This is a genomic window from Acidipila sp. EB88 (assembly GCF_003858395.1).
Classification (GTDB): Bacteria; Acidobacteriota; Terriglobia; order Terriglobales; family Acidobacteriaceae; genus EB88.
Map to the genome: position 1 here is coordinate 4,137,755 of NZ_QWEV01000005.1, position 21,209 is coordinate 4,158,963.

Sequence of the window (21,209 nt, forward strand, 5' to 3'; positions counted from 1 at the left end):
GAGTGCAGCGAATATACTCACTGCATCCATGGCGACGGAAACCTTTCTACACAAAATCTCTCCTGTCACTGCCGCCATGCAGGACATCTCGCATATCTACGGCGGCGTGCCGGTGCTGCGGCATGTGCAGGCGGCCTTGCTTCCCGGCGCCTGTTACCTCATGCTCGGGGCGAACGGAGCCGGCAAGTCGACCCTGCTGCGGATTCTGGCGGGCTTGCTGCAGCCGTCGTTCGGATCCGTTTCGACCTGGGGCGTCGCACCCGCGGATGCCCGCGAGCGCATCGGCTATATGAGCCATGCCCCCATGCTCTATGACGAGTTCACCGGGGCGGAAAACCTCCGCTACTTCGCAGCGTTGTACGCCGGGCGACCCTGCCTTTCCGTTGCTGAGGCGTTTGCTGCGGTCGGGCTCGACTCCTCTTTACCGCAACCAGTGCAGGCTTACTCCCAGGGAATGCGGCAGAGGCTTTCGCTCGCCCGGGTATTGTTGCCCAGGCCGGAGCTCCTGCTGCTCGACGAGCCATTCTCCAACATGGACGCCAACAGCGCCGCGGCCATGCTGTCGCTGCTGGCGCGAGAGCGGAACCAGGGCAGAACCATCGTCCTGACGACGCATCAGCGCGCCCTGGCCGAACCCATCGCCGACCAGCTGCTGTTGCTTGCGGACGGCGAGCTCCAGACCGCGCTGCCTGGTATTGCATGAAGCCCGCTGCGAAAACCAATGCTGCGCGCATGCTGGATCGACTTGGCATCGCGTACGAGCTGCTGTCGTACGAGGTGGACCCGGACGATCTTGCCGCGACCAGTGTCGCGGCCAAGCTCGGGCTGCCGGCGGAACAGGTTTGGAAGACGCTAGTCTGCACCCTGTCACCGGATGGGAGCCATGTGTTTGCCGTGCTTTCCGGTGCGGACGAACTGGACCTTAGAAAGCTGGCCCACGCGGCAGGTGCACGCTCCGCCGCTTTGGCGCCACTCCGGGATGTGCAGGCACTCACCGGCTACATTCGCGGAGGCGTCACGGTGTTTGAAGCGAAGAAAGCGTTCCCGGTGTTTGCCGATGAAACGATCCTTCTCCACGACAGGATCACCGTATCCGCCGGGCAGCGTGGCCTGCAACTGCTGGTGCGTCCAGAGGACTACCTGCGCGCTGCACGCGCCACATGCGCGGGTCTTGTGGCCAGGGCTGCCGTGGTCGCAACGTGAAGCGATACATCGAGGCAGTGGCTGTGCAGATCGGCAAAGACCTGCGGCTTGAGTGGCGGTCCAAGGACGCCATCAATGCCATGCTATTTCTGGCGCTCCTGGTCGTGGTGCTGTTTTCGCTTGCTTTCGACCCGACGCGGGCCGAGGCGCGACAGATTGCGGGCGGGGTGCTCTGCGTCGCGATCCTGTTTGCGGCTACCAGCGCCCTAAACCAGGCATGGTCGCGCGAGCTGCGGGGTGGCGTGCTCGATGCCCAGCGGATGAGTCCCTCTCCGCCATCCGCGCTCCTGCTTGGCAAGGTGGTCGCGAACTTTCTCGTAGTTTCCAGTGTTGAACTGGTGCTGGCGCCACTGTTCACGATCTTTTACAACCTGGACCCCAAAGGCAATGCGTGGCTGCTGCTGGCGGTGTTGCCGCTCGGCACCTGGGCACTGGTGGGCAACGGCGTCTTCTTTGCAGCACTCTCGATGCGCGCTCGCTCTCGCGAACTCCTGCTACCTCTGCTGTTGTTCCCGATCTTTATCCCTGCCCTGCTTGCGATGACGTCAGCCGCCGGGGCGGTGTTCACCGGCGAGAGCGACCCGGTACTCTGGATCCGGCTGCTCGCCGGCTACGATGTGATCTTCACCACGGCTGCTGTTCTGTTGTTTGGACTGGTCCTGAACAGCGAAGGCTGAGCGGCGAGCGCTAGGACGTGGTCTGCGTTGTGCGGGTACTGTGCGCGTGGGCATGCAGGATTGCAGAAGCCGAGGCGATCACCATCCATGCGCCGACGATGATCGCGGCCAGTGTCAATACCAGGCGCGCACCGGCGCGATCTCCCGTCGGGCTCGGTCCCCGGGACTTGCGACGACCCAGGCCGATCTGTCCCACGATCCCGATGCCGAACAAGGCGACTCCAACAATGAACACAATGATTGCCAGAACAGTGGTCATATCCCGCGTCTCTCCCAAAAGCAAGTAGCTTTGCCTGCAATGAGATGCAGTGCAGGAGCGGGTAGCCGCCCCCGCCAGATTTACACTGGAGCACAGGAGGCAGCGCTTGTGAAGCTCCTGCGAACTCTCTGGCTGTGCGCGACGCTGCTCATTCTGGCGAATGGGCTGCGCGTCGCCCTGTTCGTGGTGCCTGCGGATGCAGCCCAGGGCGACCTCAGCCGTATCTTCTACTACCATTTGCCGGCATGGATCGGCACCTCTGTCTTCTTCGCACTGAACCTGGCTGCCTCGATCAGCTACCTCGTGTTGCGCAACCGCAAGCCGGCCTGGGCGCTGCATGCTGACGCGGTTGCGGTCGCCGCGGCGGAACTGGGCGTGGTGTTCTGCACGGTCGGCCTGGTCACCGGATCGCTGTGGGGGCGTGCCGCCTGGGGCATCTGGTGGACATGGGACGAGCGCCTCACTTCCACGCTGATTCTCTGGCTTATCTACATCGCGTACCTGCTGCTGCGCTCGTTCGCCGAGGGAGCCTCGATGCGGACACTGGCCGCGGTGATGGCGATCTTTGGCTATCTCGATGTGCCGCTTGTGTACATGAGCACGCGCTGGTGGCGCACGCAACACCCTGGTCCAGTCTTCTTCGGCGGCCCCGGCACCGGCATGGACGCAAGCATGCTGCCGGCGCTCCGCTGGAACATCACCGGCTGGCTCATGTGGGGCTTGTTTGTTGCGGCACTGCGCTACCAGAGCATGCGGCGCGCGCAGCGAAGCCACGACCAGCGCACCGAGGCACTGCTGGCGCCGCGCGCTCCACGCCACGTCGCCACGGTGCTCGAGGGGGACCGCGCATGAGCAGTTTCTGGGCTACGTATACCCATGACATGGCACATCGCCACGTGCTGATCGGCTATGCCTTTACGTGGTTGATCCAGCTTGGCTACCTGGGTTTTGTGCTGCGGCGTCCCCGCAGCTAGGGCATGGCTATAGAGCTCGCCCCGGTTCATCTAGCCCGGCAGTCCGGGAAGCCGGGGTACACTGAAAGACGAGGATTTTTGCCATGCTTGTAGTGATGAAGTCGCACGCGACCCCCGAGCAGATTGCCGCGGTTTGCGACGAGATTGAACGGATGGGCTTTCGCCCGCATGCGCTGCCAGGCGCCACCCGCACCGCCATCGGCATCACCGGCAACAAGAGCGGTGTGGACCATGGCAACCTCTCTGAGCTTTCCGGCGTAGCCGAGGTGATCCGCGTTTCGAAGCCATACAAGCTGGTGTCGCGCGACGTCAAGGAAGAGGACACGGTGATCCGCTTCCCAGGCACCGACATCACGGTCGGCGGACGCGACTTGATGATGATCGCCGGCCCATGCTCGATTGAGAGCCGAGAGCAGGCGTTCAGCACGGCAGACCAGGTCGCCGCAGCCGGCGCCCAGTTCTTCCGCGGTGGCGCGTATAAGCCCCGTACTTCTCCTTACGCGTTCCAGGGTCTGGGCGAAGAAGCATTGACCATCATGGCCGAGATCCGCGAGCGCACCGGCATGCGCATCGTGACCGAAGCAATCGACCAGGATGCCCTGGACCTCGTGGCGGACTACGCCGACGTGATCCAGATCGGCGCGCGCAACATGCAGAATTACTCGCTGCTGCGTGCCGCTGGCCGCAAGCGCAAGCCGGTGCTGTTGAAGCGCGGCATGTCGGCCACACTGGAAGAGCTTCTCATGGCGGCGGAGTACGTCATGAGCGAAGGAAACTACGACGTGATCCTGTGCGAGCGGGGTATCCGCACCTTTGCTGATCACACCCGCAACACGCTGGACCTCAGCATCGTTCCGGCTGCCCAGCAGTTGTCGCATCTGCCCATCGTGGTGGACCCAAGCCACGGTACCGGCAAGCGCGACAAGGTGCTGTCGATGGCGCGCGCTGCTGTCGCCTGCGGCGCGGATGGACTGATCGTCGAGGTACACAATCAGCCGGACCGTGCGCTCTCCGATGGAGCCCAGTCGCTCTATCCGGACCAGTTCATCCAGCTGATGGACGAAGCTTCCAAGATTGCGGGCATCGTCGGCCGCAGCGTGCCGCGCAACGCTTTTGTACAGCCGGCCGACACCGTCGGAGCGCTGTAGCCCCGCCTGCTGTCACTGCTCCATCCCGTCACTGCAACAAAAGAAGCCGCGTTCCAGAGAGCCATGGGAACGCGGCTTCTTTCTGCTCTGGGCCACTGCGTTCGCGGTGTCTGCCCGCGCTCCCGGCTCACCGCGACGAACAGCCTGCGGACCGCTCGTTTCGTGCGAACGCGGACGCCTAGCGTACATTGGCAAAGAGTCGCTATGCCCTTCGATCTTTCGCAGCACGTCACCCTTCTGCTCCGCTCCCCTCGCTTCGTTCTCGCCGGCATCTGCCTTTGTGCCGTCTCCTTCCTGGGTGGCTGCCGCACCGGCGCGTTCCCCGAGTACCCCACGGACTATCGCGAGTACGCCTACGTCGCGGACACCGGCAGCGATACTGTTTCGGTGCTGGACCTGGTGCACATACGCCAGCAGGCGGTTCTGTCCGTGGCCCCGCGCCCCATCGCACTTGCGGTCAACCCGGTACGCAACGAGGTGTACGTGTTGAGCCAGGGCGCTGCGCCTGCGAGCACAGGCTCGCTTGCCATTGTGGACAGCCAGAGCAACCAGGTCGTCGCGCAGATCCGGCTGGGTCGCACGCCCAGCGCGCTCGCCGTGAATGCAGCCGGCACACGTCTGTACGTGGCAAACACCGCAGCCAACAGCATTTCAACGATCGATCTCGATACACGCCGCCAGACCTCGGTCGTGGGCGCGGGAGAGATGCCGGACGCCATCGCCACCTCTCCGGATGGCAGCACGCTGGTTGTGGCGAACGGCCAGAGTGGAAGCGTCACACTGATGGATCTTCGCGCACCGGGAACTCCCGTTCTGCGAGCGTCCTTTGCGGGCTGCCCTGGCGCGGCAAGCATCCTCGTGTTGAACGATTCGTCAAAGGCCTTTGTGGCTTGCGCGGGCGGGCACCAGGTCATGGCTATCGCGCTGCGCACCCCGGCGGAGCTGCATCATCCAGGGATGCTGCCGGTCGAGCACGACAGCCTGCTGGCCATGCTCGATGTCGGCCTCGGACCGGTGCGCCTGATCCCCAAACCCGATGGAGGCGAGATCTTCGTCGCCAACCAGGATGCAGACACCATTTCCGAGATAGCGACCGGCACCAACGAAGTGGGAGGCGCCACACTCATTGGCGATCATCCGGTGGATGGAGTGGTCAGCGCGGACAATGCCTTGTTGTGGGTAGCGAACCAGACAGCCGACACGGTCGCGATCTACTCGGTGGACGACGGCAAGCTGATCAACACCGTGCACGTGGGCGCAGGTCCGGGACCGGTCGCCTTCTCCGCGGATGGACATCTTCTTCTGGCCGCGAATACCCGCTCCGGCGATGTCTCCGTGCTGCGCACCTTCAGCCGCAATTTCCGTCGCGAGCCGGTGTACGGGACACTGTTCACGCTGTTGCCCGCTGGCAAGAACCCTTCCGCCATCGCAGACAAGGCCTTCCGGCTCTCCCACTAGTGATCGACGGCTGCCGCTTCGCGCGCAGCCAGGGCTGCTTCTTCTCGCTCCGCCTCACGCAACAGGCGCCGGGCGTACCGTGTGGCTGAAAAGTGCGCGCCGGCAAGCAGCAGGAGCCCGGTCAGAAAAGCCCACATCATCAGGGTCACTGAAACCGCAAAGGGACCATAGACGTCCGCAAGGTCCATCCAGCGAAGTGCGTGCACGTACAACACCTTCGCCACCTCCCAGAGAAGACCGATCACGATGGCCGTGGGCAGCACCGCCCGGATCGGCAACCTGCGGTTGGGAAGAATCCAGTAGATGGCCAGGAAGATACTGACGGAAAGGATCGCCGCCGACACCTGGAGGAAAGAGCCCGCCAGTGCTGTGAACACCACGTTCTGCGTATGCCCGAAGAACAGAAAGGTGAGCACCCGCGTTTGCAGCGCGGTAAGGCCGACGGAGAACAACGCCAGCAGCCCTACGCCGAATGCCAGGCCCAAAGAAATGAGCTGGTTGAGCAGGTACGAGCGATTCTGCGCGACGTCCCACACGCGGTTGAGAGCTACCTCGAGAGGTAGAAAAACGCCGGATGAGGAGATCAACAAGGTGATTACGGAGAACACCTGCACGCCGCCATGCGGATGAACCAGCAGGCTCATGTTGCGTACGACGAAGTCCTGGTTGGCAGGCAAAAAGTAGTGGATCATGTCGCCGATCACGGCCACCATGGACTGCGAGTGAAAGACGCGGCGCGCCACGGTGAACATCATCACGATGAAGGGAAACAACGAGAGGATGGAGTTGGCGGCCACCGAGAAGGCGTAGGTGTGCACCTCGGACTGCGCGAGGTATCGTCCCAGCGAAAGCCACAAATCCCAGCGACCGGGGCTTCTCTTTTCGGGAGCAGGGGTTGTCGCCTGGGCAGCGGGGGATGGCGCGGGCACCATGCAGCGATCCTAGCAGGCGTGTGCTGTACGGCGAGGAGCCGCCGCGGCCCAGAGACGGTGGATGCTTCAGGCGCGGCGGGCAGGTTCGTCCGCAGAAAACAGCCGTCGGCACGCGCCGTGCGCATGCGGGTTGATTGAGGGCGATCGTGCTTTGACCCACGCAGCACAGGAGCGCCCCTTCAAGCGAATTTGAGAGCAAGAAACGGGATGCTGGCGCGCTGCGCGCTCGGTAGGTTATTACCAGAAGGAAGGTAGCCATGCGCCAAACCATCGAGAAAGATATGCTGCTGCAGGACCAAGCAACAAGCGACCCACGCTGGGCCCAACTCGCGGCTCGCGATGCCGGGGCAGACTTCCTGTACTCGGTGAAAAGCACTGGCGTCTACTGCCGCCCCAGCTGCGCTGCGCGCCGGGCCAACCCGGAGAATGTGCTGTTTCACCGTACCCGGGCGGACGCCGAACGGGCGGGTTTCCGCCCATGCAAGCGGTGCAAGCCAGACCAGCCGTCCTCGCGCGAGCAGCAGGCGGCTGTGCTTGAAAGGGTCTGCCGGCATATCGAAGCTTGCGAGAGCACGCCCAGCCTGAAGCAGCTTGCGGTGCATGCAGGCATGAGCAGTTTCCATCTGCACCGACTGTTCAAAGCCGCGACAGGCCTCACCCCGCACCAATATGCGACCGCGCGGCGAATGCAGCGGGTTCGCGAGAGCCTCCAGCAGAGCGACACTGTGACCGATGCCATTTACGAAGCGGGGTTCAACGCGAGCAGCCGCTTCTATGCGCACTCCTCATCTGCACTGGGCATGACGCCCTCTGCGTTTCGAGCCGGCGGCGCAGGGGCGACGATCCGCTTCGCGGTCGGCCAGTGTTCGCTGGGGTCCATCCTTGTTGCCAGCAGCGAGATCGGCGTCTGCGCCATCCTGATCGGAGATGACCCTTCTGTGCTCCTTGGGAACCTCGAGGACCGGTTTGCCGGGGCCACTCTGGTCGGGGGCGACGCGGGGTTCGAAGCGTTGGTCGCCCGGGTCGTCGGGTTGATCGAGCAACCACATGCCTCCGTGGAGCTGCCGCTCGATGTGCGCGGCACCGCTTTTCAGCAGTGCGTATGGAAAGCTCTGCAGCAGATCCCCGCGGGTTCAACCGCGACCTACACCGAGATCGCCGAGCGCATCGGCCGACCGACCGCAGTGCGGGCTGTGGCCCGGGCATGCGCGGCCAATTCGCTGGCGGTGCTGATTCCCTGCCACCGCGTCGTTCGCAACGACGGCGCACTCTCCGGGTATCGCTGGGGTGTCGAACGCAAGCGCACACTTCTGGAGCAGGAGCGGGAAGCACTCGCCGCGCGGACGACCCGGCAGCACTGACCAAGCCGCCGGCCCACCCCGGCGGCGGTAACCAGGCTCGTGTCCATCAGTGATCTCGCTTGCATTTGCTTCCCTTCTCATGCGGCTCCCTGTTTTGCCGATACTGCGTGCATCGCCCTGCCTGGAGCGCTCTTACTAGCAGGGCGTAGCAGAAGAACCAGGCAGACGACGCTTGCACTGCGCGCACCCAGGGGAGTCAATGATGCACACCATGCTTTTTTTACGGCGCCTTCGGCTCCGGTGGACGCGATGGCAGCATTCCAGACAGACATGCTCCATGTGTGGCTGCCAGGTGGAACGCTACGAGATCGTGTGTGAGGAAGAAGCCTGCCAACTGCGTGCCCTGGGCGGGCAGGCCATGCTCGCGGTGGCTCCGTACGACGCACCCCGCGCCCCGGGCAAGCTCGTCTACTCCTCAGTATCGCGGGCGCAGGCAGGCCCGGACATTGCGTCCTGCGCCTGAACTGTCTCGTGGCAGGATGCCGGCTGCAAATCCCCCGCAGGTCATCGGCGCGCCAGCACCAACGGCATTCCAAGCGGTGAGCTCCGGTAATGAGCAATTGCGTTCCCAGAACTTTGTGGTCACCCGTCTTAGCTTGCGGAGCCTGGGCGCCGGGCAGTAGCCGCGTCAAACGCGATCTACTAAAATAAGCAGAGCGCGATCCTGCGAGGCTATGGACCTACGGAGCCTACGGCCGGGAAACGGTAGCGACAGCGCACTTCGCCCGCTACGGGTCATCGTCGAACGAGTCGCGCACACCGGAGCAACCACCCTTTGACCACGAAGCCCCGCTCAGGATCACTCACCACGCTGCGGCTCATCCTGACGGATGTGCATTTTCTGGTTCCGTTCCTTGTGCTTCTGGCCGGGATTGCCCTGCTGGCGATCCTGCACTAAGCGTTCTACGCCGATGGCCAAAATCGGCGCAAGCTCCTGAACCGCCCCCACTCTCCGTAGAAAGCTCCGAAACTTCTTGGAACGAAATCAAACATTGCACCGGCTGGGCGTCGTCGTCGGACTGACCGCCGGTGTCTGGCTGGGAGCCGCCGAGGCACCGACCAAGCTGGTCGAGGTCGGTCTCTCCCCCTACGCGGTCTCACTGTGCATGGTGGCCGGTGTCTTCCTGGCTCGCTGGACCCTTCCTACGTTAATCAAAGGCACTTCGTTTGTTGCGAATGATCTTGCCTCGCACAAGCATCTCGTGGTGTGGGCCGTACTTGCGGGCGCGCTGTGGGCGGTGGCTAACACACTGACGGTGTTTGCGATTCGGGACGTGGGGCTGGTGATCGCATTCCCCTTATGGAATGCGAACTCGCTCATCGGCCTGCTGTGGGGGCGTGTGCTCTTTCATGAACTCGAGGGCGCGTCGGCCTCGATCCGCACGCGCGTGCTGCTGGGCGCATGCCTGATCGTGGTTGCGGCGGTGCTCCTCGGCTTCAGCACCATGCCCGACCTTGGCCACGGCAGCCTGCTCGCCACCCATCACGCGGTGGGTGGCATCGCGGCTGCGCTGGGGGCAAGCCTGCTGTGGGGCACCATGTATGTGCCCTACCGCAAGGCTTACCTGAGCGGCATGAACCCGCTTTCCTTTGTCACGGTGTTTACCTTTGGCGAACTGGCTACCGCGTTCGCCCTCGCGGCTACCCTGGGCGGCGGAATGCATGCGATAGCAACCCAGCTGCGTCACAGCCAGGGCGTGCTCTTCTGGTTGTGCCTGGGCGGCTTTGTGTGGGTTGTGGGTGACCTGTTTCAGCAGTTCGCCGCCAAGTACCTTGGCATTGGCCGCGGCATTCCCCTGTCCAACACCAACCAGCTATGGGGGCTTGCCTGGGGTGCGCTTGTGTTCGGCGAACTGCACCACGCCACGCCCGCGCAGAAGGCCTTGGTGCTCGCGGGCTCCGGCGTCATGATCGCGGGCGCCATCCTTATTGGAACCGCACCATCGCAGGAACTCGAGGCGGAAGCGCGCGACCGCGCCATCGAGCGGGAGTGCGATCGGTACGGGCTCAGCCTTGCCGGAACGCAGCACAGTGCGCATTCACCCGTTGCCGCGGGAGCGCCCTCTACGCAGCGGCGCCGCTGGTGGGACTACGTGATCGTGCTGCTGGCGTGTTCCGTCTTCGTTTACCTTGGCTTGCATGCCGCAGCCCCCTTGCTGGTGCTGCACCTCGGCTGGATGACAGCTCTGTGCTCGGTGCTTGCCGGGAGCGTGCTATTCGGAGGGTGGCGGCTCTGGCGGGTCACACGCTTCGTTTAGGTTTCCTTTGCGCGCTTCCTCTGGAGTCACGGAGTGCGTGCTTTCACTCCGGGCCTTTGCGAAGGTAGCCTCTCTCCATGGCAGTCCGACTCAAAGACATAGCGCAGGATCTCGGCGTCTCGACCATCACCGTCTCCAAGGTGCTGCGCGGCGGCACCGACATCAGCGAGGCGACGCGGGAGCGTGTGCTGCGGCGCGTGCAGGAGCTGAACTACCGGCCCAACATGCTGGCGCGCGGGCTGGCCGGGGGGCCCACCGGCACGATGGGCCTGCTGGTTCCCGATCTCGTGCAGCCGTTTTTTGCCGAGTTCGCTAAGGCGCTCAGTTCCCTGCTGCGCGAGCATGACCTGGCCTTGATTCTTGCTTCCTCTGAAGAAGATCCCGCAATTGAAGAGCGTGAGATCCGCGCCCTGGTGCATCGCGGAGTCGACGTGCTGCTGCTCGCTTCCTGCCGGGAGAGCCTCCTGGATCTGCCAGCCCTGGGCGTAGCTCCGACACCCTGCGTGCTCTTCGATCGCAGCTTCCGCGGCGTCGATGCTGCCTTTGTAGGGCTCGATGAGGTTGAAGTTGGCCGGCTCGCGACGAACCACCTGTTGGAGCAGGGCTGCACACGCGTCGCCCACATCGGCGGCAAGGCTACCAGCCCGGCGGTGGGTCGGCTCGAGGGCTATTGCCAGGCGGTCCGACAGCATGGCCTCGTTCTTCCCGCGGCGTACGTACACAGCTGCGGCCACGTGGAGGAAGGCGGCTTCGACACGGGCTTCGAAGCCATGCAGGCGCTGCTCGCGCTGCCGGTGCCGCCCGATGCAGTCTTCTGCTACAACGACATGACTGCCGTTGGAGCAATGGAGGCCGTGCTCCGTGCCGGTCTTCGCGTCCCCGAAGATGTCGCCGTCGTGGGCTGCGGCAACTTCCGCTTTGCCGAGTACCTCCGGAGGCCGCTTTCCTCGATCGATCAGAACGTGGCTGAGCTTGGTCGCATTGCCGGCACGATGGCGCTCGCGCTTGCGGTCGATGCACAGGCGCCCGCACGGCAGGTACTGCTCCAGCCTCGCCTGATTGCGCGAGCCTCCAGCCTGCGCCGCGAGCGCGGCTGAGATAGCCGCGCACGCGTTTGGCGCACCCTCGTGCTGGCCGCTCTACAGCTTCGGCAGCTGCGTAGTATCCCAGCCGCCGCCGACTGCCTTGACCAGCAGCACGCTTGCCTCGAGTCTTCTGCGCATGATGTCGATGTCGTTGCGCTCATTGTTCAACGCGGCTGTTTGCGAGGTCACCACCTGCAGGAAGGTATCGACACCGCCCTCGTAGCGGATGTTGAAGAGATCGAGCGACTGCTCAGCGCTCGCCGTGGTTTCATGCTGCTGTTTCGCTTCCACTTCCAGGATGCGCAAGGCGGCGAGATTATCTTCGACCTGCTGAAATGCAGACAGGGTCGTCTGCCGGTAGTTCGCGACCTGCACATCGTAGTCTGCGGAGGCCGTGTTGATCGTGGCCCTGCGGCGCCCGGCATCGTAGAGCGTTTCAGACAGGGTTGAACCCACCGCGAAGAAGCGACTGGGCCAGGTGAACCAGTTCACGATGGAGTTACCAAGGAAGCCGCCCTGCGCACTGATCGAGAGCGTCGGGTAAAAAGCAGCCTGCGCGATGCCGATCTGCTCGTTTGCGGAAGCCATGCGGCGCTCGCTTGCTGCAATGTCGGGTCGGCGCTGCAGCAGTTGCGCGGGCAGCAGCCCGGGGATCGCCGGCATGGTGGGGGGCTGCAGATTGATCGGCAAAGGAGGGATAGTGAGCGCGGCAGGCGGCTGCCCGGTTAACACCGCAATGGCGTGTTCATCCGCCGTGCGCTCCACACCCAGGTCTGTCGAAAGCACGCGCGCCGAGTCCAACTGGGTGCGTGCCTGCGTTACGTCGGACATGGGTGCGGCTCCGCCATCGAAGCGCTCCTTGGTGAGGTCGTATGCCTGCTGGTAGGCGCTGATCGTGTCGCGCACCAATTTGAGCTGCGCATCAGTCGAACGCAGATCGAAGTAGTCGATCGCTAGCTCGGCATGGAGGCTCAGGCGGGCGTTTTCGAGATCCGCCGCAGCCGCCTGTCCCTGCTCGCGCGCGCTGGCTACACCCCGCCGGATGCGGCCCCAGAGGTCCACTTCGTAGCTCAGGTCGAATGGAAGTTGAAAGCTGCCTTCGCCGTTATTCGCAAGCGTGTTGTTGAAGTACGGCTGGTTTGCGGAGTCGCGCACGGCGCCGGCTGCAGGAGCCACGCCGATAGTCGGCGCATAGTTGGCGCGATTGTAAGCAACCTGGAACCGTGCCGCGCGAAAGTTTGCCTCGGAGGCTTTCAGCGTCTGGTTGGCAGTATCGATCTGCACCTCAAGCGCGTCCAGTTGTGGGTCGCGATACAAGGTCCACCAGTTTCCCTTGAGAGCTGCATCCTGCGGCTGGCCGGTAGTCCAGCCATCGCCCGGCACCGGTTCTGCATGGGGCTGCTCCTTGAAAGCTGGTGCAATGGGCGTGCCGGGCGTCTTATAGTTCGGGCCGACCATGCAGCCGGAAAGGCTGCCAGCCACGCACGTCGCGGCAGCAGCCGCAAGAAGTTTCAACCGCAATGGTTGTGTGGAAGAAGTCTTCACTGCGCAGCCTTCTTGTCTCCCGCGTTCGAGCTTTCTGCTGTGCTCCCGGTTACGCGCGGGCTGTCCACCCGAACCATGTCCCCGCTTTCCAGCGAGTCGCTCGGATCCACAACGATTTCGTCGGTGGCCTTGAGTCCTTCGGTGATCTCGACCGTGGCTCCGAAATCATGCCCAATCTTCACACTGCGAAGACTCACGCGACCATTCTCCACCACGCCTACCTGCATACCCTTGCTTCGGAACAGCAGTGTGTTGGCCGGCACGCGCAGCGCCTGCAGTTCCGCAGGCAGCGCAAAGTGCACAAACGCGTACGCACCCGGCAACAGCTTGCCCGTGGTGTTGTCGACATCCACTTCAACATTGAGCGTGCGCGACAGGGGATCCACAGCGCGCGAGGTCCGGGCGAGTGTGCCATAGAAATGCTCGTTGGGGAACGCATCGAGCGTGATCGGTACGCGCGCTCCATCATGCACGGCGCTCTGGTATACCTCGGGCACCGGCACAAACACGCGCAGGCGATCGCTCGCGGCGAGATGGAACAATTCCTTTTGGGTCGTGTTCTGCCCGGCTTCAATCAGCGAGCCGGTGTCTACATTGCGCGCCGTGATCACGCCGGAGAACGGTGCATATACCCGCTCGAAGTTCTGCAGTTGCTGTGTCCGTTTGAGGTTGGCCTGTTGTGCCGAGAGCGCCGACTGTGCCGCGGTGACGTTGCTTTCGTTCTGGTCTGCTTCCTGCCGCGAAACCGCGTTCTTTTGCAGCAGCTTCTGCCAGCGGGCAGACGTTGTCTGCGCGATCTGCAGGTTCGACTCGGCCGTCTTCACATCGGCTTCCGCCTGGCTCACCTGCTGATCGAGTTCAGGCGTTTCGATGACTGCGAGCAATGCACCCTTCTGCACCCGCGTCCCGATATCGAAGTACCAGTGACGCAGGTAGCCGCTTGTGCGCGCGTAGATCGGCGTATCCACAAAAGCCGTGACGTTAGCAGGCAGCACAACCTCGGCTGCGTCCGTGGCGCCGGCGGAGGGATGCGTCACCATCACCACGGGGGTGGCTCCAGCGTCGGTGCTGGTCTTGAGAGCGTCTTCGTTTTTATGCCGGCTGTGGATTCCCGCGTAGATGAGCACGGCCACTATTGCGACGACGATGAGCCCGAGCCATAGACCTCCACGGCCACGACTCACCGGGGGAACGGGCGAGTCATCTTCCCTGATCGCGCCCAGGGGGCCTTCTGCATGCCCGCTCGCGTGCGCATGCGTCGGGCGGGGATCACGATCATCCGATATGGCCGGCAGCTGCTCGGTCCCGATATCGCGCATGCCTTCTTCCGCAGTGATGTTGCGATGGGTGGGGCGATCCTGCATCAAGCTTCCTCTTTTCAGGCGTGCATTGCTGCTTTAGCATCGCGCCTTGCGTGCGCGCGGCTATGCAGCAGTCCAAACACAGAAGGAACAAAAGTAAGGGTGGCGATGGTGGCAAAGGACAAGCCGCCGATCACTGCGCGGCCAAGCGGCGCATTCTGCTCGCCGCCGTCTCCCAGGCCAAGCGCCATGGGGATCATGCCGATGATCATCGCCAGCGCCGTCATGCAGACGGGACGGAAGCGGGTGGCTCCGGCTTCGACTGCGGCACGAATCGGCTCTCCGTGCTCCGCCAGTCGGATCTTGGCAAACGACACCACCAGGATCGAGTTCGCCGTGGCCACACCCATGCACATGATCGCGCCCATCAGCGCGGGAACGCTGAGCGTCGTGCGCGTCAAAAACAGGAAGAACACGATGCCGGCCAACGCCGCAGGCAGTGCTGTCACGATGATGAATGGATCAAGCCAGCTTTGGAAGTTCACCACGATGAGCATGTACACGAGCAGAATTGCGAACACCAGGCCAGCCAGCAACGCGACGTATGCGCTCTGCATGGTCTTGAGCTGGCCCAGCAGAGAGATAAAAGTGCCGCGCGGCAGATGCTGGCTGTTATGATCCACGATCTTCTGCACGTCCGCGCCGACCGCACCCAGGTCGCGACCCTGCACTGCTCCGTAAATGTCGATCGTGCGACGAATGTTGTAGTGCGAAACGATCGCCATCTCTGTCTCGCGATGGATTGATGTCACATTTCCCAGGATCGCGTTGGCGCCCGTCACTGTGGAATGAATAGGCAGGTTCTGCAGATCCTGCAGCGACTCCTCCGAGTACTGCGGCGTCTGTGCCACCAGGCTGTAGTTCACACCGTTCTTGGGGTCGAGATAGAACATCGGGTTGATCTGGAAGGATCCGCTGAGGCTGTTGGTCAGGCTCTGCGCAACGTCGCGCGCGGTGAAGCCACCCTGCGAGGCCTTGGTGCGATCGATCGCCACGTGCAGCACCGGGTAATTAAGCGGCTGCTGCACCCGCACATCGGTGAGGCCCGGGACCTGTCGAAGCTCCTTCAGCATGGTGTCTGCGATTTCCTTGCTCTTGTACACGTCGCTTCCCTGGATCTGCACGTCAATCGGCGCAGGCAGGCCGAAGTTCAGGATCTGGGTCGTGATGTCAGCCGGCAGGAAGTAGAAGATATCGCCCGCAAACTGCTGCGGCAACGTAGCGCGCAGCTGGCGGATGTACTCCGCAGTGGGGTGGTGGTCTTCCTTGAGACTCACAATGATGTCCGCGTCGCTCGCGCCCACCAAGCCTGAGGTTGCATGCATCGTGTTGAAACCGCTGTACGGCAGGCCAATGTTGTCAAGAATGTTGTCGAGTTCGCTCGCCGGGATGGTACGGCGGATCTGCGCCTCCACCAGGTCGCAGAGCTTGGCCGTTTCCTCGATGCGCAGCCCGGTCTTGCCGCGCACATGCAGGATGAACTCACCCGCGTCGGTGCTCGGGAAGAAGTCGCGCCCCAGGAACGGCACCAGCAGAAACACGCACAGTGCTGCGAGCAGGAACGAAGGAATGAAGACCTTGCGGTGATGCACCAGCGACGTGAGCAGTGACTGGTAGCGGGCCCGGACCCACTCGAAGCCGCGCTCGAAGCCCTGCTGAAACTGCACCAGCGGGTTACGCGAAGGCCTGCCCTTCTCATGTACGTGCAACAGGTACATGGCGAGGGTTGGCACGAGCGTACGCGAGAGGATGTACGAAGCAAGCATTGCGAACACGACTGCTTCGGCCAGGGGAACGAACAGGTACTTGGAGACGCCGCTGAGAAAAAACATCGGCAGAAACACGATGCAGATACAGAGCGTAGACACGAGAGCAGGCACCGCGATCTGACCGGCACCATCCAGAATCGCCTCACGCAGAGGATAACCCTCTTCCATAAAGCGCTCGATGTTCTCGATCGTTACGGTCGCATCGTCCACCAGGATGCCGACCGCAAGAGCGAGACCCCCCAGGGTCATAGTGTTGATGGTCTGCCCGATCAGGCTGAGCACGATGATCGACGAAAGAATCGACAGCGGGATCGAGACTGCGATGATGAGCGTGGAGCGCCACGAACCCAGGAAGAGCAGGATCATCAGGCCGGTAAGCGCCGCGGCGATGATTGCTTCGCGAATCACTCCCTGCACGGCAGCGCGCACAAACACTGACTGGTCAGCCAGAGGGGAGATCTTTAACTCCGGAGGCACCAGGGTCGCAACTCGCGGAAGCAGGTTGCGCACGCCGGATACAACGGAGAGTGTCGATGAATCCCCGTTCTTCAACACGCTGATCAACACACCGCGCCGCCCGTCCTTGCGCACCACGTTGGTCTGGAATGCGTCGCCGTTGCTAACGGTAGACACATCGCGCACGTACACGGTGCTGCCACTCACCTGCTTGATCGGAATATCCGAAATCTCTCCGACTGTTTCGGGCGAGGCATTGGTGGTGACGTCATACTCGCGCGCACCGATCTTGGTCGTACCGGAGGGCAGCACCAAATCCCCAGAGAGCAGCGCATTCAGCAGGTCGTTTGGCGAAACGCCCTTGGCCTGCATGAGCTGCGGCTGCATGCTCACGGTCATCTGCCGCTGCTTGCCGCCGTAGGTGAGCGGGATCACCGCTCCGGGCACGGTCGTGAGCTGGGGCCGGATGTAGTTCGTCGCGTAGTCGTTCAACTGGGACTCTGAGAGTCCTTCGCCCGAGATACCAAGCTGCAGAATGGGCACGCTCGATGCTGAAAAGTTGATGATCTCAGGGGGCAGCGTTCCGGGAGGAAGCTGCTTCAGCAGGTACTGCGAAGCTGCGGTGACCTGCGCGTTTGCCGTGTCCAGGCTCGCCCCCGGCTGCAGAAATACTTTCACAACAACCTGTCCGTTGTAGGTCGTGGACTCGATATGCTCGATGTTGTCGACGAGGGTGGTAAGTGCCTTCTCATACGGGCTGGTGATGCGGCCTTCGAAATCTTCAGCCGCCAGACCTGTGTACGTAAAATTCACCGCAACGACCGGGATGTTGATCGACGGGAAGATGTCGGTCGGCGTCCGCAGAATGATCACAGGGCTCAGGATCAGGATCAGCAGCGCGAGGATGATAAACGTGTACGGCCGATCCAGCGCGACCTTGACGATCCACATGAGCGCACAACTCTTTCTGCACCGCTCCCGGGGGTCGCGGGTACGACTTTAAGTTTGCTCCTTCGCCTTTACTCTTGCCAAACAGTTTATTCCGAGCGAATCCATCGGTATTACCGATAGACTGCACCCATGGAACTGCGGCACATGCGATATTTCAAGGCGGTAGCCGAGGAGAATGGCTTCGCCCGTGCAGCGGCACTGCTCAATGTCTCGCAGTCGGCCATCAGCGAACAGATGCGAGACCTTGAGCAGGAGCTAGGTTTGCCCCTGTTCGACCGGCGAGAACATCGCGCCCGTTTGAATGCTCATGGAGAGGTGTTCCTGGTCGAGGTGAAGCGAACACTGGCTGCCGCGGCAGAGGCCGTCGCGGCCGTGCGCCGCTCGGCTTCCGGCGAAGTGGGCACCCTCAAGATCGGGTTTTTCGTGGGCGGTACCGATGCGCTCTTTCCCGCCCTCATCCGGCGCTTTCGCGCGCAGTCTCCGGGTGTGCGGGTGTCACTGCTCGAGATGGGGCCGGTGCAGCAACAGGAAGCCTTACTGGCGGGCACCATCGATATCGGGTTTACACGGATCGTGCAATCGCCAGCCAGTGGCGAGCTCAGTTGGGAGCGCCTCTACGTGGAGCCTCTGGTGGTCGCGCTTCCCAAAGGCCACGCACTTGCCGGCTCGCCCGTGGACATAAGCAGCCTGGCAGCGGAGCCGTTTGTGATCACGCACCGGGAGACTTCGCCCGCGCTGTTCGACAAGGTCATCGCACTTTGCCGTGCAGCCGGTTTCTCTCCAAAGATCGCTGCAACCGCAGCGGTGGCGAGCAGCGTGCTGACCCTTGTGGCCGCTGGCGAAGGCGTGGCGATCCTGCCGAAGAACACGCTGAAGCTTGCCTCATCGGACGTAGTTGCCGCGCCGATCGCGAGCCGCGACGCGTCAATCGATCTGGTGATCGCCTGGAGCACTCGCCGGGAAGGACCCCTGCACCAGGCATTTCTGCAGTTGATCCGCAAGACTCGCAAAGGCTCACCGCGCGTTTAGCGTTTCGTGTGACGAGCAACAGCAGGCGCTCGCAGTGAGCGCTTGCCGTGGGTCGTCTGCTCACACGAGAAAGGGCCATGCGGACTCGCATGGCCCTCGGCTTCAACGCAGCAGGGTCTAGTCGTTCCCGCGATTGCCGAACAGGTTCAGCACAGCCAGGAAGATATTCAAACCATCAAGGAAGATGGAAAGCGACAACTCCGCTGCCGTGGCTCCGCCGCCGCCGGCGCGCACCCGGGCAAAGTCTCCGATGGTCAGGACGGAGAATACGGCAAGCACCAGGTAATCAATTGTAGTGGGCTGTACGAAGTGAAAGAACATGGTCGCAAGCAGCAGCACGAACAGGCCGATCAGAAAGAACTGGCCGATTGCCTGGACCTTGCGATAGTCCACCGAGACGGCGTAGGCCACGGTGCCAAGCATAGCCATGCCAATGCCGGTGGTCATGGCGGCGGTCCCTACAAGGTGCGAGCCACCATGGCCGAGATAGTGGTGGATGGTAGGGCCAAGTCCCACGCCTTCCAGAAAGGCGAAAGCATAGAACAGGGTCATCTGCCGAGGCGCATTGTCGCGAGTCGCGCGGATTGCAAAAAGCATGCCCAAGTTCAGCAGCATGATCAGCAGTGCGAGGCCGGGTGGGATGGAGAGCGAAACATAGCTGCCGGCTGCGGTCAGCGCAAACGCCACGCTGACCATGCCCAGGACCTTGCCGAGCAGACGCGACGAACTCTCGGCCTGGTCGTATGCCCGACCACCATTCAACACACCGTACGCATTGCCCGACGAACCCAGAGAGCCGTTCTGTGCCATAGCCTTATTCTACGCTTCCATGCTTGGGCGCCTTGGCGCCCTTTGCGCCTCCAGCGCGCCGCTTTGGCAAGAAACGGCGTGGCCGCTGGAGACGCGCGAGTTTTAGAGCAGGCGCATGGCTTCCGGATCCCATTCGATGATCGCGTTGCGTTCGAAGCTCTGGTTTGCCAGCAGCGCCGCGCCTGCTGCTCGGTAGCCGAAAACTGCATCCTCGGTCACCGGGCGGCGCGTGCGTACAGCGTCAAAGAACACGCGGAAGTGATCGTAGCTGTCACTGTAATGGGGCGGCGCGGTGTACCGCTCTGACCCCAGCGAGGTTGTGTCCTCACGCATGGTGGGGTAGCGCTTGTCGTAAGCCTCAAGCGTCTGCTTCTGCACCGCCTCCGTAAAGGTGTCGACTGTGTACCCCGGCGCTTTTTCGCGGGGGTCCGGCTCACTGTGACAGTGCTTCCGGCGATCTCCATCGTGCCCTCGGACCCGGTAAATACGAGGCCTTCGCTTTCTTCGCCGCCATCGACGAAGTTCACGCGGAGACTCAGGTTAAAACCTTCCTTGTAGTCGAAGAGCGCCAGCATCACGTCCGGCACGTCGCGCCCGTCTTTCCAGAAGCGCAAGCCGCCGGTTGCCATGCCGCGCGTGGGCCCGTGGCTTCCTGTCACAAAGTGCGTTCCGCTGAAGAGATGCACAAACAGGTCACCGGCCACGCCGCTGCTGTAGTCCTTCCATTTCCTCCACTGGAAGAAACGCTCCGGGTTCCATGCGATCCTGGGCGCCGACCCAAGGAAACGCGGCCAGTCGCAGGTTTCAGGACTCGCATCCGACGGCACCGTGTAGTTCCAGGCGCCGATCGACGAGTTGCGATCCCAGCGCGCAGTCACCATGTTCAACTGGCCGATCGCGCCCGAGGCAAGCAGCTCCTTGGCCTTGGCATACACAATGGAGCTCACCCGCTGGCTTCCTACCTGCATGATGCGGCCGGTGCTGTGAGCCGCCTCGATCATCGCCGGGCCATCCTCGTACAGGTGAATCATCGGCTTTTCGCAGTACACATCCTTGCCGGCCTTCATGGCGTCGATCGCGGCATCCTTGTGCCAGTGATCAGGGGTCGCGATGATCACCGCATCGACATCCTTGCGGGCCAGCACCTCGCGATAATCACGCGTGGTTGCCACGTCCTGCCCCCACAACTCGCGGCTCCGATCGAGCCGCCCCTGGTAGCAGTCCGCCACTGCGACCAGCTTGACGCCAGGTACCTGCAGTGCAGAGCGTGTGTCCGACATGCCCTGTCCACCGGCGCCGATCAGCGCCACTTGGATCGTTTCGTTGCGGCCCATTTTTTTACCCGCGCTTTGCGCAAGTAGCGGCAGGTGCGGCGCGATCAGTGCGTTTGCAGACAACAGGCTCGCAGCCTGCATAAATCCTCTACGGTTCAAGTTGGTTCCCCTTCCATCGTGTGGTTCAGCTTCTCACTTGTAGTTCAGTTTTCACTTGCAGGGCTGACTTGTGTCCTGTTCATTATGTCGATAAGGAATCATGCGCACGTATGCAGGCCCGGAAAGATCTGTGCTGCCCAGCAGCACAGATGTAGCCTGCTGCGGCGACTCGCGGGCACATCCCCCGTCGCGAAGCAGAAACGCGTTCCACCCCGAAAAGAAGCAGCAGCGGCGACGGCATCCAGGGGCTTTTGCGCGATCAAGCGATGGATGCGAAGAACCATTGCGTCTCCGAACGTCGAGCATTCGCGGGGCTGTACAGCATGCTCGCAGAAGCGCTGCCATTGTAGCCGTGCAGCCGCATGGCTGGGAACGGAGTGGCGGGGCATGCTCTGGTCATCCGTGTGCGGAGTCAAGCAGGCCGGGGCAATCATGGACGATCTCCAGGCAAGCTGGAACAGCCCAGGCAGCCCAGGTTGAGCCCGGTACGGGGCGATAGA

The 21,209-nt window shown here is 62.7% G+C and carries 20 protein-coding genes; 13 read left to right on the forward strand and 7 right to left on the reverse strand.

The features are described 5' to 3' along the window. Positions 1–28 precede the first annotated feature (28 nt). From D1Y84_RS17305 to D1Y84_RS17315, 3 genes are read left to right on the forward strand one after another with little or no spacing between them, the layout of a single operon-like run. On the forward strand, positions 29–703 hold the full coding sequence (locus D1Y84_RS17305) for an ATP-binding cassette domain-containing protein (RefSeq protein WP_199726438.1): 675 nt from the start codon (positions 29–31) through the stop codon (positions 701–703). Beyond that, the gene (locus D1Y84_RS17310; protein WP_124849795.1) at positions 700–1,203 is read left to right on the forward strand and encodes an aminoacyl-tRNA deacylase; all 504 of its coding nucleotides are present in this window, start codon (positions 700–702) and stop codon (positions 1,201–1,203) included. The genes D1Y84_RS17305 and D1Y84_RS17310 overlap by 4 nt, the downstream gene beginning before the upstream one ends. Further along, a complete protein-coding gene (locus D1Y84_RS17315; RefSeq protein ID WP_233581518.1) occupies positions 1,200–1,880 on the forward strand; it encodes a heme exporter protein CcmB in 681 nt (226 codons plus the stop codon). The genes D1Y84_RS17310 and D1Y84_RS17315 overlap by 4 nt, the downstream gene beginning before the upstream one ends. A 10-nt stretch (positions 1,881–1,890) precedes the next feature. Here D1Y84_RS17315 and D1Y84_RS17320 read toward each other — a convergent pair whose 3' ends face one another. Next, complete coding sequence (locus tag D1Y84_RS17320) at positions 1,891–2,139, reverse strand: hypothetical protein (protein ID WP_124849797.1); 249 nt, start codon at positions 2,137–2,139, stop codon at positions 1,891–1,893. Positions 2,140–2,247: 108 nt separating this feature from the next. Here D1Y84_RS17320 and ccsA point away from each other — a divergent pair, with 108 nt between their 5' ends. The 4 genes from ccsA to D1Y84_RS17335 all read left to right on the forward strand — a co-directional run bounded on the left by ccsA (position 2,248) and on the right by D1Y84_RS17335 (position 5,719). Continuing rightward, positions 2,248–2,991 (forward strand): cytochrome c biogenesis protein CcsA, encoded by a 744-nt coding sequence (ccsA, locus tag D1Y84_RS17325; RefSeq protein ID WP_233581519.1) that lies wholly within the window; start codon positions 2,248–2,250, stop codon positions 2,989–2,991. Further along, entirely contained in the window at positions 2,988–3,113 is a 126-nt protein-coding gene (locus D1Y84_RS18700; protein ID WP_255424369.1) for a hypothetical protein, read from the forward strand. Before ccsA ends, D1Y84_RS18700 begins: the two co-directional genes overlap by 4 nt. An 83-nt stretch (positions 3,114–3,196) precedes the next feature. Then, entirely contained in the window at positions 3,197–4,261 is a 1,065-nt protein-coding gene (gene aroF / locus D1Y84_RS17330) for a 3-deoxy-7-phosphoheptulonate synthase (RefSeq protein WP_124849798.1), read from the forward strand. Between the two features lie 204 nt (positions 4,262–4,465). Then, a complete protein-coding gene (locus D1Y84_RS17335; RefSeq protein ID WP_124849799.1) occupies positions 4,466–5,719 on the forward strand; it encodes a YncE family protein in 1,254 nt (417 codons plus the stop codon). On the opposite strand, the gene D1Y84_RS17340 is transcribed toward D1Y84_RS17335, so the two are convergent. After that, a complete protein-coding gene (locus tag D1Y84_RS17340; RefSeq protein WP_124849800.1) occupies positions 5,716–6,651 on the reverse strand; it encodes a YihY/virulence factor BrkB family protein in 936 nt (311 codons plus the stop codon). The genes D1Y84_RS17335 and D1Y84_RS17340 overlap by 4 nt on opposite strands. A 257-nt stretch (positions 6,652–6,908) precedes the next feature. Here D1Y84_RS17340 and ada point away from each other — a divergent pair, with 257 nt between their 5' ends. The 5 genes from ada to D1Y84_RS17360 all read left to right on the forward strand — a co-directional run bounded on the left by ada (position 6,909) and on the right by D1Y84_RS17360 (position 11,367). Further along, the gene (gene ada / locus D1Y84_RS17345) at positions 6,909–8,012 is read left to right on the forward strand and encodes a bifunctional DNA-binding transcriptional regulator/O6-methylguanine-DNA methyltransferase Ada (protein WP_233581520.1); all 1,104 of its coding nucleotides are present in this window, start codon (positions 6,909–6,911) and stop codon (positions 8,010–8,012) included. Positions 8,013–8,289: 277 nt separating this feature from the next. Continuing rightward, complete coding sequence (locus D1Y84_RS17350) at positions 8,290–8,475, forward strand: hypothetical protein (RefSeq protein ID WP_124849801.1); 186 nt, start codon at positions 8,290–8,292, stop codon at positions 8,473–8,475. 312 nt (positions 8,476–8,787) lie between these two features. Then, positions 8,788–8,910, forward strand: coding sequence for a translocated intimin receptor Tir (locus tag D1Y84_RS18205; protein WP_199726439.1), 123 nt, complete (start codon positions 8,788–8,790; stop codon positions 8,908–8,910). A gap of 76 nt (positions 8,911–8,986) precedes the next feature. Continuing rightward, positions 8,987–10,270, forward strand: a complete 1,284-nt coding sequence (locus D1Y84_RS17355; RefSeq protein ID WP_124849802.1) for a GRP family sugar transporter — start codon at positions 8,987–8,989, stop codon at positions 10,268–10,270. Between the two features lie 77 nt (positions 10,271–10,347). Next, entirely contained in the window at positions 10,348–11,367 is a 1,020-nt protein-coding gene (locus D1Y84_RS17360; RefSeq protein ID WP_124849803.1) for a LacI family DNA-binding transcriptional regulator, read from the forward strand. Between the two features lie 42 nt (positions 11,368–11,409). Here D1Y84_RS17360 and D1Y84_RS17365 read toward each other — a convergent pair whose 3' ends face one another. The 3 genes from D1Y84_RS17365 to D1Y84_RS17375 are packed head-to-tail and all read right to left on the reverse strand — an operon-like array spanning position 11,410 to position 17,437. Beyond that, complete coding sequence (locus D1Y84_RS17365; protein ID WP_233581521.1) at positions 11,410–12,900, reverse strand: efflux transporter outer membrane subunit; 1,491 nt, start codon at positions 12,898–12,900, stop codon at positions 11,410–11,412. Continuing rightward, complete coding sequence (locus tag D1Y84_RS17370; protein ID WP_233581522.1) at positions 12,897–14,264, reverse strand: efflux RND transporter periplasmic adaptor subunit; 1,368 nt, start codon at positions 14,262–14,264, stop codon at positions 12,897–12,899. Before D1Y84_RS17370 ends, D1Y84_RS17365 begins: the two co-directional genes overlap by 4 nt. Before the next feature lie 14 nt (positions 14,265–14,278). Continuing rightward, positions 14,279–17,437 carry an efflux RND transporter permease subunit gene (locus D1Y84_RS17375; protein ID WP_124849804.1) on the reverse strand — a complete coding sequence of 1,053 codons (3,159 nt, stop codon included), beginning with the start codon at positions 17,435–17,437 and terminating at the stop codon, positions 14,279–14,281. Positions 17,438–17,581: 144 nt separating this feature from the next. Here D1Y84_RS17375 and D1Y84_RS17380 point away from each other — a divergent pair, with 144 nt between their 5' ends. Then, the gene (locus D1Y84_RS17380; RefSeq protein ID WP_158615556.1) at positions 17,582–18,466 is read left to right on the forward strand and encodes a LysR family transcriptional regulator; all 885 of its coding nucleotides are present in this window, start codon (positions 17,582–17,584) and stop codon (positions 18,464–18,466) included. A 117-nt stretch (positions 18,467–18,583) separates the two neighbouring features. On the opposite strand, the gene D1Y84_RS17385 is transcribed toward D1Y84_RS17380, so the two are convergent. Together D1Y84_RS17385 and D1Y84_RS17390 are read right to left on the reverse strand one after the other, a co-directional pair. Then, positions 18,584–19,276 (reverse strand): Bax inhibitor-1 family protein, encoded by a 693-nt coding sequence (locus tag D1Y84_RS17385; protein ID WP_124849806.1) that lies wholly within the window; start codon positions 19,274–19,276, stop codon positions 18,584–18,586. A gap of 215 nt (positions 19,277–19,491) precedes the next feature. Further along, a complete protein-coding gene (locus D1Y84_RS17390; protein WP_233581523.1) occupies positions 19,492–20,709 on the reverse strand; it encodes a Gfo/Idh/MocA family protein in 1,218 nt (405 codons plus the stop codon). Between the last annotated feature and the right edge of the window lie 500 nt (positions 20,710–21,209).